The organism is Paenarthrobacter sp. AMU7, from assembly GCF_041200195.1.
Lineage (GTDB): Bacteria > Actinomycetota > Actinomycetes > Actinomycetales > Micrococcaceae > Arthrobacter.
This window is the reverse complement of record NZ_CP165735.1, coordinates 3,667,775-3,683,212: the sequence shown is the minus strand read 5'-3', so window position 1 is coordinate 3,683,212 and position 15,438 is coordinate 3,667,775. Positions and strand designations below refer to the sequence as shown.

The following is a 15,438-nucleotide window of genomic DNA, read 5'->3' as shown; positions in this document are numbered from 1 at the left end:
AACAACCGCGCCCCGGACGGATCATTCGTGATCCGGCCGGGGCGCGGTTTTTTCGTGCGCGCCACCTGCTTTTGGGTCAGTTTTCCGCGATGACGGCCACGGCTCCGGCGGGGACGACGCCGGCGAAGCGCAATCCGCTGAGCAGTTCGGCGCCGTCGGCCTTGACCGTGACGTCTTCCCGGCTGTGGTTGATGGCGAACAGGAAGCTGCGGCCGTCGTCGGCGCGCCGGCGGGAAAGTTCGACGCCGGCAGTCGCCTCGGCCGCGGCCGTCACCCCCGCTTCGTCCACCAGGCGAGCGGTCAGGGCATCGATGCCGGCGGCATCCGGGAGTGTGGCGAGGTACCAGGCCGAACCGGTTCCGACGGATCGGCGCGTCAGTGCCGGGACGCCGTCGAGCGGGTAGTCGGTGAAGGTCGCCAGGACCTCCGCCGAAGCGCCGGCGGACCCGGCAACGTGTACGTGCTCGCTCCACACAGAGCCAGCAGTTCCATCGTTCAACGTGACCGTGGTGCCGGGGAACAGCGGGTGGAATTCCTCGCTGCGGATGCCCAGCAAGTCACGGAAAGCGCCGGGGTAGCCGCCCAAACGGACGTGGTCGCGCTCATCGACGATGCCGCTGAAGTAACTGATGAGGACCGTGGCGCCACGTTCCGCGGCGGAGGAAATCGAGGCAGCGGCCTGGTCCGTCACGGAGTACAAGGTGCAGACGAGGATGAGGTCGTAGCCTGCGAGGTCCGCTGAAGGGTGGACGAAGTCCGCAGTGATTCCGCGGAGGAACAGGGAGCGGTGGAACGCCCGCATCGTATCGAGGTATTTCAGGGAATTGTTGGGGTGCGAGTCCAGCTCCGACGCCCACCAGGCCTCGTAATCGAACACGATCGCCACTCGGGATTCCACCCGCGAACCTTTGACGGGTTCCAGCTTGGCCAGTGCCTCGCCAAGGTCCACCACGTTGCGCCACACCTGGGTGTCGCGGCCACCGTGGGGGACCATGGCCGAGTGGAATTTCTCCGAGCCGGCCTTGCTTTGCCGCCACTGGAAGAACATCACGGCATCGGCACCTCGCGCCACGTGCGCGAGTGAGTTGCGGAGCATTTCGCCGGGCATCTTGGGCTGGTTGTGCGGCTGCCAGTTCACCGCCGACGTCGAGTGTTCCATGAGGATCCATGGCTGGCCGCCTGCTACGCCACGGGTGAGGTCTGCGCTGAACGCAAGCTCGATTTCGCGCTCCGGGTCCGCGGCCACCAGGTAATGGTCGTTGGCAATTACGTCCATGTCCTTGGACCAGTCAAAGTAGTCCAGGGTTTTGGTGGCGCTGGAAACCATGAAGTTGGTGGTGGCCGGGATGGCCGGGGTGACCTGGCGGAGCACGGCCAGCAGTTCGCGGTAGTAGTCCATGAACACCCACGAGTTGAAGCGGGCAAAGTCCAGTTGCTGGCCCGGGTTGAGCGTTGTGGGTGCTGCGCCCGGCGGGATGATGTCCTCGAAGGAAGCGTAGTGCTGGGACCAGAACGCTGTTCCCCACGCCTCGTTCAGGGCCTCGATGGAGCCGTAGCGGCGTTCCAGCCAAGCCCGGAAAGCAGCGGCGTCTTCTTCGCCGTGGAACTCGCCAACGTGGCAGCCTAGTTCGTTGTCCACGTGCCACAGCGCCAGGGCGGGGTGGTCCTTATACCGCTCAGCGATAACCCGCGTGATGGCGGTGGCGTACTTGCGGTAGACAGCCGACGACGGCGTGTAGTGGCGTCGGGAGCCACGTTCCAGCCGCACTCCTTCCGAGGTGACAGGCAGGATCTCGGGGTACTTGCGGGCAAGCCAGGCCGGGGGAGAAGCGGTGGCGGTGGCGAGCGCCACCTTGATCCCGGCTCCATGGAGGTTGTCCAGGACATCGTCCAGCCAGCCGAAATCGTAGTTGCCTTCGGTAGGTTCCAGAAGGCCCCAGGAGAAGATGGCGACGCTCAGGAAGTTCACGTCGGCTTCCTTCATCAGCTCGACGTCTTCAAGCCGGATGTCCATGGGCCACTGCTCAGGGTTGTAGTCGCCACCGTAGGCGAGGCCGTTGATGCTGTTCCAGACAGATGGACTGCCGGTGTTTTCGGGGGAGGTCAAGGGGACTCCTTCGTCATGGTGGCGGTTTGGGTCTCTGCTGTCGCTGGTGCGTATAAGAGCAGCGTACCGATGAAATCACCGGCAAACAGGTTCTTTGGAAAACGCTTGCCCAGATTCGCAATTAGGGATATTGTATCGATTCAGAACGAGTGTAAGCGAGATCACTGCCACGTTGTAGAGAACTCGACAAGCTTGCACCAACTGAGCAAGGAGGCTCTCATGATCGATAGAAGGAAATTCCTGGGTACGGTGGCTCTCGGCACTGCATCTGCCGCGTTCCTGGCCGCGTGCGGCCAGTCCTCATCGCCGGCCCAGACTGGCTCGGCGGAGAACCCCGTGACCATCACGTACACGTGGTGGGGCAACGATGACCGTGCAGAACGTACCCGCAAGGCCATTGCCCTGTTCGAGTCCAAGAACCCGGACGTCAAGGTCAACGGCAATTTCTCCGACTTCGCCGGCTACTGGCAGAAGCGCGCAACCGAAGCTGCCGGCGGCGGCTTGCCCGACGTGATGCAGTGGGACCTGTCCTACCTGCGTGATTACGGCCAGCGGAACCAGCTCCTTGACTTGGGCACGGTAAAGATCAACACGGACGCATTCGACAAGTCCCTCCTTCCCTCGGGCCAGATCCGCGGCAAGACCTACGGCATCCCCACCAGCACCAACGCTTTCGCGGTCTACTACGATCCCGCCAAGCTCGCTTCCCTGGGCATCGCGGAGCCGGATGGATCCTGGAACTACAAAGAGTTCAACGCCTTCCTGGCCGAGGTCGGCGCCAAGGGCAACGGCACCCTGTTTGGCGGCACCGACTACACCGGAATTTGGTGGAACTTCAACATCTGGTTGCGCCAGAACAACATCCAGGCGTTCACCGAGGACGGCAAGCTCGGCTTCTCCAAGGATGATCTGAAGAAGTGGTGGAACCTGACCGGTGACCTGCGCGGCACCGCGGCGATTGTGGGCGAGGACAAGGCAACCCAGTTGCTGCCCAAGTCCCCGTTCGGCTCCAACGTCACGGCAACGGAAGTCACGTGGGACAACTTCATGGCCGGCTACCTCGCGGACAGTGGCGCGAAGGAACTCAAGCTCGTTCCTGTTCCGTCGGACGACCCCGACAACCTGGGCCTGTTCCTCAAGCCCTCCATGTTGATGGTGGCCAGCGCGAAAACCAAGAACAAGGACGCCGCTGCCCGCTTCATCGACTTCATGGTCAACGATCCGGAGGTGGGCCAGATCTTCAAGACCTCCCGCGGTGTCCCGGCGTCGAAGACCCAGCGCGATGGCACCACGTTCGAAGGCACGGACAAGCTGGTGGTGGACTACGAGAAGTCCATCGAGAAGTACCTCAAGGATGCCCCGGAGCCGCCCATTGTTGGTTTCGGCACCCTTGAGTCCACGTTCAAGCGGGTCACGCAGGACCTGAACTACGGCAAGTTGACCGTGGACGGCGCAGCTGATGCGTGGTTCAAGGAAGCCGAAGACCTTATCAAGCAGAACGCCTAAGCAGACCTTCTGTGTCTGATCCGGCCTTCACAACTGACGGACTATTCTCGTGACGCAAAGCCCAACCCTGAGCAGGCGTGCCGGCTCCGCTCCCACGCCGCCACGCAAATCGCGGCGGCGTGGGGCGGACACCCGCGCCGGTTACACCTTCCTGTTGCCCTGGCTGCTGGGATTCATCGCCCTGACCGTGGGTCCGATGATTTCCTCGCTGTACCTGTCCTTCACCAACTACAACCTCTTCGATGCCCCCAAGTGGATCGGTTTCGATAACTACGTCACCCTCTTCCAGGACGAACGGTTCCTGCAGTCGGTGGGCGTGACCATGCAATATGTGGTCTTCGGAACCCCACTCAAGCTCGCGGCGGCGTTGGCGATCGCGATGCTGCTCAACAGCAAACGCAAGGGCCAGAGTTTCTACCGGTCCGCGTTCTATGCGCCGTCACTGATCGGTGCTTCGGTATCCATCGCGATCGTCTGGAAGGCCATGTTCGGCGATTCCGGCCCAGTGGACCAGGGCTTGTCCTTTTTCGGGATCAACCTCGGCGGTTGGGTGGGTAACCCCAACATGACCATGGGCATGATGATCCTGCTGACCGTCTGGCAGTTTGGCGCCCCCATGGTGATCTTCCTGGCCGGCCTGAAGCAAATCCCCACGGACCTGTATGAGGCAGCGTCGATGGACGGTGCCGGCCCGGTACGGAAGTTCATGAACATCACCTGGCCCATGCTTTCCCCGGTGATCTTCTTCAACCTGCTCATGGAAACCATCCACGCGTTCCAGATCTTCGCCTCGGCCTACATCATCTCCAACGGTGAAGGCGGCCCGGCAGGCTCCACCCTCTTCTACACCCTCTACCTGTACTTGCGCGGTTTCTCCGATTTCCGGATGGGCTACGCCTCGGCCATGGCCTGGCTCCTGGTGATCGTGGTCGGCATCATCACGCTGATCTTCTTCAAGACCTCCAAGTCCTGGGTCCACTACAGCGGTGATGCAAAGTGACAACCATGGCAACCCCCACCCAGCCCGCACCCACGAAGCCCTCAACGGCACCGGTCTACAACCCGAAGTCCGAGTCCACCACGGTCAAGCGGATCAAGAGCACCATCTTCCACGTCGTTGCCTTGGCCTTGGTGGCGATGGTCCTCTACCCGGCACTGTGGATGATCTCCGCGTCCTTCAAGCCGAACTCCGAGATCGGCGGCGCCAACAACGCGTTGTGGTCAGCCAACTTCAGCTTCGATAACTTCGTCACGGCCATGGAAGGCATAGGTGGGGTCTCCACCCTGACGTTCTTCACCAATTCCCTGATCCTGGCCGTTGGCGCAGTGGTGGGTACCGTGCTCTCGGCGTCCATCTCCGCCTACGCGTTCGCCCGGATCAACTTCCCCGGCCGCGGACTGTTCTTCGGCATGATGATCGCTACCTTGCTGCTGCCCTTCCACGTGGTGATCATCCCGCAGTACATCGTGTTCCAGCAGCTTGGCCTGGTGGACACCTACGTGCCGCTGCTGATCGGCAAGTTCCTCGCCGCCGACGCGTTCTTCGTCTTCCTCATGGTCCAGTTCATGCGCGGGCTCCCGGCCGAACTGGATGAGGCGGCACGCATCGACGGCGCCGGACACGTCCGCATCTTCGGATCCATCATGCTTCCGCTGATGAAACCGGCCCTGATCTCCACCTCTATCTTCTCCTTCATCTGGAGCTGGAACGACTTCCTGGGCCCGCTGCTCTACCTGAACACCCCCGAAAAATACCCGCTGCCGCTGGCGCTGCGGCTCTTTGTGGACCAGACCCAGTCCTCGGACTACGGGGCCATGATCGCCATGTCCGTCCTGGCGCTCCTCCCGGTCCTGGTCTTCTTCCTCGTCTTCCAGCGCTACATCGTAGAAGGCGTATCAACACAAGGCCTTAAAGGCTGACGGACACGGAAGAGAATACTGAAGAATGAGCACTATGAATGCCACTGGCACGTCATCGGGGAAGCCGGGAATTCCGGTCAACCGCTTTGCCCTCTTCGCCGAGACCATCCTGGCGGGGGTCATCGTGCTCCTCTTGTCCGTCCCCTTGGTGACGGCGCCGGCTGCTTACGCGGCCGGCGTCGCGCACCTGGAAAGGCACCTCAGCGGCAGGGACGATTCCCTCCGCAGCTTGTGGGGCAATTTCCGTCGCGCGCTTCCCGGCAGTTGGAAGTTTGGCATCACGACGGCGGCAGCCGCCGTCGTGATTGTCCTGAACCTGTTGCTCGCCCTGGTGGGTCAACTTCCTGGCCGCGCCGTTATTCTTCCGGCCACGCTGATACTGGCCGCGGCCGGGGCGGTTCTCCTGCTCCGCACCGCGGCCAACTGGAGCGGTGGCGTGAACTGGGACGGCGATGCAGGCCTGCAGCCTGCTGAAGTACCGGGCCGGCAACGCTGGGCCGCTGCCTACTCCAGCGCCAAAGATGACTCGGTGCGTGACTGGAGCGGTTCCTTGCTGTTGCTCGCCGCCCTCTTCATGACGGTCGTCTTTGTCTGGATGTTGCAGGCGTTGTTCGTGATCGTTCCCGGGACCCTGGTCCTGGCAGCAGCAGCCATCAAGATCCGCTCACACCGAAGTTAACCACCCAACCCGCTGAATCGAGCAGTCCACCCCGTGTCGCCGCGCCCGTTCCCACTGCGCCCCAAATCCACCACGACAAACGAAGCATCCGCCCCACGGACACGCTCCACAGAGACCTGGCACTACCCGCTGCGCCACCACAATTACAGGATCTTCGTGGCACTCTCCCTGGTGGGAAGCGGCGGAGTGTGGATGCAAAGGCTGGCGCAGGACTGGCTGGTTCTCCAGCTCACGGGGAGCCCGGCGGCGGTGGGCCTGGCCGTGGCGTTGCAGTTCCTTCCCATGCTGGTGGTGGGGCCCATCAGTGGTGTGCTGGTGGATCTCTTCCCCAAACGACGCATCCTCCTTGCCTGCCAGTCCGTCGCCGTCTTGCTGGCTGCCGGGCTGGCCGTCTGGAACGCCACCGGTGGTACCGACGTCTGGGTGGTCTACGCCTCCTGCATCGCCTTGGGCATCACCAGTGCCATCGACGGACCAGCGCGGCAGGTGTTCGTCAACGAGGTGGTGGGCGATACCGGACTCCCCGCAGCCATCGGCCTGAACAGCGCCGTTAGCCAACTGGGTGCCATGGTTGGACCCGCACTTGCCGGCGTGGTCATTGCCCAGGCAGGTCCGGCCGCGGCGTTCGCTGCCAATGCCGGCTTGGGAATGGCCGTCCTGGTGATGATCGTGTCCATCCGGCCAGGCGAGCTCCACCACTCACCCGAGATCGGTGGGCACGAGCCGCGGCGGGGCCGGATCCTGGCAGGTTTCCGCTTTGTCCGGGAGCGTCCGCCGTTACTCCTGACCATGCTGCTGGCAGGTTTGCTGGGCGCTTTCGGCATGAACGGACCCGTGGTCCTGGCGGCCTTCGCGGACCAGGTGTGGCACAGCGGTCCTGCTGGTTTCGGCCTCTTCAACACAGTCAGCGCCCTGGGGGCCTTGGCGGGTGCGTTGGTGGCCACCCGGATCAAGCGCTTTGGCCGCAAGGGCATTGTGGCCAGTGCCGGGCTGTTCGGCCTGACGCAACTGCTGGCCGCCGTGATGCCTACACAGGAATCGTTTGTGGTGATGCTCATTGTGGTGGGCTTCATGACGCTGCTGTTCCTCACAAGCGCAGCTACCGCCGTCCAGTTGGAGGCTGGCGCCAGCGTTCGTGGCAGGGTCCTGGCCCTCTACTTCCCGTTGCTTCTGGGTGGGCACGCGCTGGGTGGATTGCTGGCGGGGTGGCTGACGGAGGATTTTGGCGTCCGTACCGGATTGGTAGTGACCGGTGCGTTGGGTATGGCCTCGGCCGCTGTGATTGGTTTCGTGCTGTGGAGCTGCTCACGACGCCGGCGATGAGCCCGTTCCCCGCGATGAGCGGATTTGTGAACGTTTGAGATCAACACACAAAAGTTCCTTGACGGGTGACGTAGAGCACACCTAGGCTGAGAAAGCGTTTTCTCCGACGTGCATCTGCAAGATTCCCCTGCCAAGACAAGGACCCCAGATGTCGATCCGTGCAACAAAGAAGTTCGCGCTCAAAGCTGCAGCAGCCACGGCCGTTATAGCCATCACCATGACAGGCTGCGGGAGCTCGCCGCAGTCCGCCCCCGATGGCACAGTCACCCTGCGCTTCAGCTGGTGGGGCTCGGACGTCCGCCACAAGATGACCCAAAAACTTATTGACGCTTTCGAGGCCCGGAATCCCACCATCAAGGTCAAGGGCGAATACGGCGACTGGTCCGGCTACTGGGACAAGCTCGCTACGCAGGTTGCCTCGCAGGACGCCCCGGACATCATTCAAATGGATGCCGCTTACCTGGGCGAGTACGCCGAGCGCGGCGCCCTCCTGGAACTGCAGGACGTAGACCTGGGCAAGTTCGATGCTGCCGTTGCAGACGCAGGCAAGGTTGAAGGCAAGCAGTATGCCGTCACTGCCGGCGTGAACGCCCAGGTAGTTCTGGCCAACCCATCGCTCCTGTCGGCCAGCGGTGTCACGTTGCCCGATGACAAGACCTGGACCTGGGACGAATACAACAAGACGGCGGCCGCCATCACCGAAGGCAGCAAGAGCGGCGTCTATGGTTCCGGAGCCGTCAGCGGCGACGCTCCCATGAATCTCTGGTTCCGTCAGCACGGCAAGTCGCTCTTTACCTCTGACGGCAAGTTCGGCTTTGACGAGGGCGACCTGACGGGCTGGTACGAATACCAGGCCGAACTCCGCGATTCCAAGGCCGTGCCGCCCGCCTCGGTGATGACCGAGGACGCCACCGCTTCCGTGGACCAGCAGGGCCTGGCTACCAACAGGTTCGGGCTTGCCTGGTACTGGTCCAACCAGCTGAGCGCCCTGACCAAAGCGTCCGGCCAGCCCTTGGATATCCACCGTCCACCGAGCACGGACGGCAGCGCCGCGAGTGCCAAGCAGTTCTACAAGTCCTCGCAGTTCTGGTCGGCGAGTTCCCGCACCAAGCACCCGGCCGAGGTGCAGAAGTTCATCGATTTCCTGGCCAACAATGTGGAGGCCGGCGAAGTTGCCCTCGCTGACCGCGGTATCCCGGGCAACTCGGAAGTCCGCGCCGCAGTCCTGCCCAAGCTGACACCGGAAGACGCAGCCACGGCAAAGTTCATTGACGAGATCTCCTCCGAGTTGGGAGACGCAGTGCCGGTACCTCCGGCAGGTTCCAGTTCCGCCGTCGAGGCTTTTGGCCGTTACGGACTGGAAGTGCACTTCAACCGGATGTCACCCGCAGAAGCTGCCAAGAAGGCCATGGACGAAGCCAAGAGCGCGCTGGGTTAGCCCACGTCAGACCCCGTCTCGTGGGCCAAAGGTCCACGTGCCGGGCCCGGCCGAAACTGTACGGTCGGGAAGGACCACCTGGGCCGTTACGCCTGCGGGAATGCTGCACTCCAGTTCCATGCCGTCGGCCGTCCGTTGCCAGGAAACGGCAACCGCTCCGCGCTGCGTGGGCACGCTGCCCGCGGCACCTTCCAGACGGCACACCGGCGGTTGGATCACGACGGCGGACGCTCCCGGCGCTGTCACCCGGACACCGAGGAGGTACTCCAGGATCTCCCGGATTACGGAGGCAGACCAAGCGTGGGACTGGCTGTAGTCGCTGCCCTCGTCGAGTTCCCAGGCCTCCCAGGTGAAGGACCCGCCGGCTTCCAGCAATCGTGCCCAGCCGGGCCGGCCTGGCTCCGTCAGGAGATCCAGGACAGCGTCCACGCGCCCCTGCGAAAGCAACGCCCGGAACAGCCGGTGCACCGTCATGGGGCCTTGCCGCATGCCCATTCCGGCGATGCGTTCGGCGTCCTTGGCCGCGTGTACGGTCGGGGTTATGCCCAGCGATAAAGGGTACGACGTCGCATGCTGTGAGGCATTCAGGCTCGGCCGGCCGTCGGCGTACAAACCATCCACCATCACGCCGTCCAAGCGAAGCCGGGTGTTGATGTGCCCGGCCAACCCATCCGCAGCTTTCCTGTACCGGGCGGCCTCGGGTGTAAGGCCTGCAGACCCGCAGAGCCGGCTGACGGCGTCGAGCACTGACCAGGCTTGGGCGTTCACCGTGGTGCGCGCCGCGCAGTCCATGTCGTAGCCGAAGCGGCCCGGTGCCGGCCAGTCCACGATGCCGTGGAGGTACGGACCCGCGCCGCCGCCAAGCTCGGTGACCAACCCGGCGGTGGGACCACTGGCGGGGATGTGCCGGAGCACGTAACCGGCCGTGTCCTGGAGGCAGGGGAGGAGTTCCTGGACCAGGGCGTCATCCCCACTGAGCCGGTGGTAGTCCTCCACCCATTCGGGCATCATGAGCGAGAAGTCGGGGATGTCGCGCTTGCCGTCGCCGTTGGGATACACCGCGTTGTAGCGGCCCCGCTGATCGGGCGAATCCCAGTAGCGCCTGGCAGATCCCGCGAATTCGCGAAGAGCTTTGGCCGTGAAATGACGCTCACCGAACAACGCCATGGTGGCGTAGGAGATGTTCACGGCGTCGCCCAGGAATTGGCCCTTTTCGCGGGTGGGCGTGTCCACGAACTGTTCCTGCACACCCAGCAACGCAGAGTCGCGAAGGAGCGTGAAGACCCGGTTCAGCGTGGCGTCGGAGCTGTGGAAGCTGCCTTCGGCCGGGTGTTCGGCATGGATGACCGTCGCGCCCACCGCACCGAGGTCCTCGATGCCCACACCGGGAAATTCGAGGTAGCGGAACCCTAGATGCACCGCTGCCTCGTAGCGCTGCGGGCCGTCCTTTTGTGTGTAAGGGAACGCCATGTCCGTGTTTTGGCTGGGAGTCTTTCCCGGGTCCACACGGCCATCGGACTGCAGGTTGTACCCGGCACGGAGCATCACGGTCCGCCCGTGCCGGCCCCGGAGGAACTCCACAACCGGGCGCCCGGGGATCACTGCGCCGAAGTCCGCCACCGGTGTGCCGTCCGCGGCCGTGAAAATGGCGACGGCAGGGGCATGGTTCCGAGCGACGCTTGCGTGGTTGGGGCTGAGGGCCGGGAAATCGGGGACTGGGTGGACCCCGAGCGAGAGCGCCGGGTGCCAGCCTTCCGGGGCCGGCCACGCAGTCGCATCGAAGTGCTCAACCGGGTCGCCTTCATCGTTGCGGTACCCGCTCTGGCGGTAGGGCCCCTCGGCGACCAGCCACCCCGGCCCTGATCCGAACACGTCGCGCGTGCCGTCGTCGTACTCCACCGTCAGTTGGGCCAGCACACCCGGGCGGCCGGCCGCCCGGCCCTGGCCCGGACCGTACCAATGCGCGACGGCGGTCAGGGTGGCGCTGCCGCTCGACTGCAGTGTGTCCGTGACGTCGGCGGCGTTGTAGAAGTGTTCGCCCGGGTAGCCGAAGTTGGTGGTCTCCAGGCAAGGAGTGCCGTTGAGGGTGAACGCGGCATGGTGGCTCGCTGCAGCATAGAGGCGGGCACGGACCACAGGACGCTTGAGGTTGCAGGTTGCCTTGGCAAGGGTCCATTCGTCGGGCTGGCGGAGGGGACTGGTGGTGGTCCAGCCTGCCAGGGAGCCAGGGGCGGTGAAGTCGCTGCTGAGGAGGGTCTTCCCGTCACTCCGGACATCAAGGGAGAGGTATTCGGCCTGGCTCCGTGGTCCTTGGTGGAAGGCGATGCCCGTGCCCCCGGTGTTTTCAACGTCCGAGTCCAAGGCCGTGGCGCCGTCAATGGTGACGGTGATGCGCTGCCCGTCGTCGGTGACCACCAGGTCCTGCCAGCCGTCGTGGGGAGTGGCACCCGCCCGTGAAACAGCGGTTGCCCCAAAGTCCGGGGTTTCAGCCAGTGCCTCCGTGGCGGGCGCAGCCATGGCGCCGATCTCCCAGGCGGGAGCCTGCCGGAGGACGGCTGTACTGTTGGGTTTCATTTCCAGCAGCAGCCCGGTTCCGGGTCCTTCGCTGCGGAGGAGAATCCCGGCAGTACCAAGACGCAAGCGGAAGCGGGCGGTGATCACCGTGCTGCCGCTGGCTGATACAGGCCAGGGAAGATGTGGCGAGCCGCTCACACGCAGCAACCCTTCCACCATTTCCAGTGGCGCGCGGCCTCCTGGGGCACGATGGATCCACTCGGCGTTCCAACCGCTGGTTCCCGATTCGGCGAGCCCTGTGCTGAAACATGCCGGAGCGCCCGGCTCACCCACAGCACCGGTGGAGTCCGTGACCTGGACGGTCCACTGGTAGTCACTGTCAGGGCTGAGGTTGGGGCTGTTTTCGGGGCTTGTGGAGGACTGGTGGTGCTGCTGGTCTGTGACCACAGTGCCCGAATCCCACACCTTTGTTCCGCCGCGGTCCATCACCCGGATTCGGTACGCGGCTTGGAACGATTGCCGTGTGTCTGCGGAAGGACCGGCATCCAGCAGCCAGGCGAACCTGGGCCGTGCCGGGGCCATCAGGCAATGCGTCCGGCCCTCCACCGTGAGGCTCGTCGCGAGGAGTGGTGATGCCGGGGCGTTGGACATCATCGAGCCGACACCAAGTCCTCGATGTCAGGGGTGCCGAGTATTCCGTCACTGATCCACACCGCGATGGAACGGGTCAGTGCTTCGCCCGCAGCCAACTCCACGGCGGAGTCCCACGCCAGCGCCGAACCCACGGCCGGGTAGCCGCTGCATCGCACGAACCATGGGTCCGGGGACTCGGAAGGTGCGCCAAACACCAGAGTGGCAGGGCCGCCGTCGAACTCTCCGGTCCACGCCAGCCACGGCGTCACTGCACCATGTACGGCGGGTTCGCCCTCGGCTGTGGAGGAGAACACACGCGGAGAGGCATTGGCAGGAAGCCTCCAGAAGAAGCCGCCGTAGCCACTTCCCGCGGCACCGTGCGAGCCAGGACTACCCAGCAAGGCATCCACGACGGCGGTGAGTTCCGTTGTGATGTCCAGCCGCCACGTTCGTGGGGTGATGAGCGAACGACGGAACGAGCGACGTTCCTCCAGGAGCAAGCCGCCGTCGGCGGCCAGCCAGTGGAGGTCCGCTGTGGAGTGCTCCGGGCCCTGGGTGATTGCGGCGACCTCGATTCTGCCGTGGTCGTTCAGATCCACGTATTTTCCTGCGGACCGGCGATAACTGCGTCCACCCCAGAAGTTGCTGCCGTTGACGTCCTGCAGCGCGAATCCGGCGCCGAGATGCCACACGTGGTCCGAAGCAAGGTGGTCTGTCACCACGATGCCGCCGCGGGTGGTCACCGGATGAAGGTAAGGCCGCGGCGACAACGCCGTGTTGAGCCCGCTTCCATTGCGGAAGATGGCAGTAGGAGCTTCTTCCTTGGGATCTCCATCACCGGCACCCTCAGAATCCGCAGCGGGGGCGAAGAGAGCCTCGGAGCCCGCCGCGGCTGGTCGCGCCCACGGCAGGCCGAGTTCGGAGAACGTTGCATGGGACAAGGTGGCCCGTTCCAGGATGTCCTCAATGCGGGGGATCACTGCATGGGCTTGATCGCCGGATCCCACCCAGGTCAGGAATTCCTGGGGAATCACGGCAGGAGCCGCGGCTGTCCGGATGGCTTCCAGGACGCGCATGAAAGCGCCACTGTGATCCAAGGGGCTGAGCAAGGCGGTGCCCTGGCTCAGGTGCTGGAGCAGGTTCTCGGTCAGATCGTCCCGCCCGAAGACATGGGTGGTTTCAGCTGCTTCGGTGCGGACCGTGACACGGTCTTCGGTGTAATGGAACACCGCTGTTCCCTCGGTGCCGTGAAGCGTGACGTACGGTTCCACGGATTCGGTGGCGCACAACGTGAGGGCGCAGGTGATGGGCAGTCCGTTGACGGTCTTCATGCGGATCACGGAGGTATCGTCCGCTTCAATGTCGTTGGCGCGATAGAGGTCCGTGTCCACCGATGCCAGGTCTTCTGCCTGGCGGGCTCCGGCGATGCGGAGGGCAGTGGCAATCGCGTGGGCCAATGGGTTGGTGGCGACGCCGTCCACCACGTCCACTCCGTCGAGGCTGCGTTTGCCCGCCCAGCGCGAGCGCTTGTAGTAGGCGCGGTCGCGGACCCAGCGGCCGGTAGCGGAGATGCCCTTGAGCGTGCCGATGCCGGGAAGTTCCTTCGTGGCTTCGCCGTTGGCCAGCTGCTCCAAAGCGGCCAATGCATGGGAACCCAGGCTCTGGAAACCGATCTGTACGCTGCGTCCGGCTGCGGTTGCGGCCTCCTTGAGCCGGCGGAAGTCCGTCATGGAGGCTACCGGGGGCTTTTCCAGGTAGAGGTGGGAATGGGATGCGAGGACGGACAAAGCCAACGGGGCGTGGGTCTGGATCGGAGTAGCCACGATGATCACCTCCGGGTGGTGATCGCCGGCCAGCAGGTCATCGAGGGTGGCATGGACAGCAGTTGTCCCGGGCAACGCGCCGGCGGACGGGGGATTGGGGTCCGCCACGGCAACGAGTTCCACCGCTCCCTGCGCGCTCAGCCTATGAAGGTTGTGGAGGTGGTGTGCTCCGAAGCCGTGGACTCCTACCAGGGCAATCCTGGCGGGAGCGGTACGGGGTGCGGGTACCGGCGCGGGCGACGGTGCGGCCCCGCGCGGGCTGGTGATGGACTCGATGGAAGGGGTGTCCATGGCTCTCCTCGGCTGGCGCTGCAACGAAGGCGGTGACGCCGTCGTCAGGGTGTTCATGTAAGTATCCGGCGGGTTCAGGCTATACCCAGCAAGCGCTTTCCCAATTCCGACTCCCGCCCAGTGTAGCGCGGTTTCACAGCTAATGTAACGATTCAAGAATGATCTTGACTCCACCCTTGCCCAGCGTCTAAGTTGACGGGAAAGCGTTTGCTTAGTGATGCGGCCCACATGGGCCGACCCCAACTGACCGGCTGCAGCGGCTGCTATGAGACTCCTCAGCAATCGCCATCCATGGTCACGCGGGCCTGTTCTGCAACGATGGAGAAAGGGGGAGCGCCATGGCCTCGGGTGGATTTGGATTCCGTGCGTACACGCTCTTCGACACACTCGTCTGGATAGCTTGCCTGAATGTGTTGTGGATTGCCTTCACTGTCCTCGGTGGAGTTGTCCTGGGAATCGGCCCCAGCACCGCTGCGGCCCACGTCCTGGTCCGCAACAAGGTACGGGGAGATGCCGCGCCGTTGATGCGGCGCTTCGCGAAGGAGTACTTCAGCAACTTCGGCAAGGGCAACGCCTTGGGCTTGCCCCTGATTGCGGTGGGCATTGCCCTGACCCTGAACTGGGGCTACTTCTCTGCAGGCTGGGACTTTGGCTCGCAGATCGCTTCCGCTGGAATCCTCATGGCGGCCCTGTTTGCCGCCGGCACAGTCTGCTACCTGTTCCCCATGTTCGCCCGCTACGAGCTTTCCATTCCGCAGTACTTCCTGATGTCCTCACGCTTTGCGATGCGCCATCTGGCGGGAACTGTGATTCTCTTGTTCGTCACAGCGGCCGCCCTGTTCGTATGCCGGTCGGTTCCGGGGCTGATTCCGTTCTTCGGCGTTGGCGCATGGCTTTATGTCACGGGGTGGCTCTGTGACCGCTTCTTCACGGCCAACGATGAGGCGATGTCAGCCACTGGCGGCGGCCCTGTTTCCACCACGACCCACAGTACGGAGGCCAGCCTTGTCTGAACCCACCCGCGCCCGCCCCGCATTGAGCGGGCCCCCGGTCCTTCACCGTTCCCTCGATGTCCAAGGAAGCAGCGAACTCGTCCCGAATGTCTCCGGCGCGAGTACTAATGAAACGTATCAAGATGCACGTGGCCAGCACATGTGGACCCTCAAAAGATTCCCGGGTGTGCCGTCATACCAAGAGTCGAAAG

The 15,438-nt window shown here is 63.9% G+C and carries 10 protein-coding genes; 7 read left to right on the top strand and 3 right to left on the bottom strand.

The features are described from left to right. Nucleotides 1-76 precede the first annotated feature (76 nt). Nucleotides 77-2,107, bottom strand: a complete 2,031-nt coding sequence (locus ABQM86_RS16900; protein ID WP_369745031.1) for a beta-galactosidase — start codon at nt 2,105-2,107, stop codon at nt 77-79. 219 nt (nt 2,108-2,326) lie between these two features. Here ABQM86_RS16900 and ABQM86_RS16895 point away from each other — a divergent pair, with 219 nt between their 5' ends. The 6 genes from ABQM86_RS16895 to ABQM86_RS16870 all read left to right on the top strand — a co-directional run bounded on the left by ABQM86_RS16895 (nt 2,327) and on the right by ABQM86_RS16870 (nt 8,973). Further along, nucleotides 2,327-3,613 carry an ABC transporter substrate-binding protein gene (locus tag ABQM86_RS16895; RefSeq protein WP_207594509.1) on the top strand — a complete coding sequence of 429 codons (1,287 nt, stop codon included), beginning with the start codon at nt 2,327-2,329 and terminating at the stop codon, nt 3,611-3,613. Between the two features lie 49 nt (nt 3,614-3,662). After that, a complete protein-coding gene (locus ABQM86_RS16890; protein ID WP_369745029.1) occupies nt 3,663-4,613 on the top strand; it encodes a carbohydrate ABC transporter permease in 951 nt (316 codons plus the stop codon). After that, nucleotides 4,610-5,533 carry a carbohydrate ABC transporter permease gene (locus tag ABQM86_RS16885; RefSeq protein ID WP_207594507.1) on the top strand — a complete coding sequence of 308 codons (924 nt, stop codon included), beginning with the start codon at nt 4,610-4,612 and terminating at the stop codon, nt 5,531-5,533. The genes ABQM86_RS16890 and ABQM86_RS16885 overlap by 4 nt, the downstream gene beginning before the upstream one ends. Before the next feature lie 34 nt (nt 5,534-5,567). Continuing rightward, nucleotides 5,568-6,212 (top strand): Poxvirus protein I5, encoded by a 645-nt coding sequence (locus tag ABQM86_RS16880; protein ID WP_207594506.1) that lies wholly within the window; start codon nt 5,568-5,570, stop codon nt 6,210-6,212. A gap of 33 nt (nt 6,213-6,245) precedes the next feature. Further along, nucleotides 6,246-7,535, top strand: coding sequence for an MFS transporter (locus tag ABQM86_RS16875; RefSeq protein WP_207594505.1), 1,290 nt, complete (start codon nt 6,246-6,248; stop codon nt 7,533-7,535). Between the two features lie 148 nt (nt 7,536-7,683). After that, a complete protein-coding gene (locus ABQM86_RS16870) occupies nt 7,684-8,973 on the top strand; it encodes an ABC transporter substrate-binding protein (protein ID WP_369745028.1) in 1,290 nt (429 codons plus the stop codon). A gap of 6 nt (nt 8,974-8,979) precedes the next feature. Here ABQM86_RS16870 and ABQM86_RS16865 read toward each other — a convergent pair whose 3' ends face one another. Both ABQM86_RS16865 and ABQM86_RS16860 read right to left on the bottom strand, forming a co-directional pair. Then, a complete protein-coding gene (locus ABQM86_RS16865) occupies nt 8,980-12,141 on the bottom strand; it encodes a family 78 glycoside hydrolase catalytic domain (RefSeq protein ID WP_369745027.1) in 3,162 nt (1,053 codons plus the stop codon). Further along, nucleotides 12,138-14,234, bottom strand: a complete 2,097-nt coding sequence (locus ABQM86_RS16860) for a DUF6807 family protein (protein ID WP_369745026.1) — start codon at nt 14,232-14,234, stop codon at nt 12,138-12,140. The genes ABQM86_RS16865 and ABQM86_RS16860 overlap by 4 nt, the downstream gene beginning before the upstream one ends. A 338-nt stretch (nt 14,235-14,572) precedes the next feature. Between ABQM86_RS16860 and ABQM86_RS16855 the strand changes: the two genes are divergently transcribed. After that, nucleotides 14,573-15,247, top strand: a complete 675-nt coding sequence (locus tag ABQM86_RS16855; RefSeq protein ID WP_369745024.1) for a YesL family protein — start codon at nt 14,573-14,575, stop codon at nt 15,245-15,247. Nucleotides 15,248-15,438: the final 191 nt, after the last annotated feature.

Bases quoted from the DNA above. Each gene is read 5' to 3' on its own strand.
- ABQM86_RS16895 (WP_207594509.1), top strand. From the start codon at position 2,327: ATGATCGATAGAAGGAAATTCCTGGGTACGGTGGCTCTCGGCACTGCA.
- ABQM86_RS16880 (WP_207594506.1), top strand. From the start codon at position 5,568: ATGAATGCCACTGGCACGTCATCGGGGAAGCCGGGAATTCCGGTCAAC.
- ABQM86_RS16870 (WP_369745028.1), top strand. From the start codon at position 7,684: ATGTCGATCCGTGCAACAAAGAAGTTCGCGCTCAAAGCTGCAGCAGCC.
- ABQM86_RS16865 (WP_369745027.1), bottom strand. From the start codon at position 12,141: ATGATGTCCAACGCCCCGGCATCACCACTCCTCGCGACGAGCCTCACG.
- ABQM86_RS16860 (WP_369745026.1), bottom strand. From the start codon at position 14,234: ATGGACACCCCTTCCATCGAGTCCATCACCAGCCCGCGCGGGGCCGCA.
- ABQM86_RS16855 (WP_369745024.1), top strand. From the start codon at position 14,573: ATGGCCTCGGGTGGATTTGGATTCCGTGCGTACACGCTCTTCGACACA.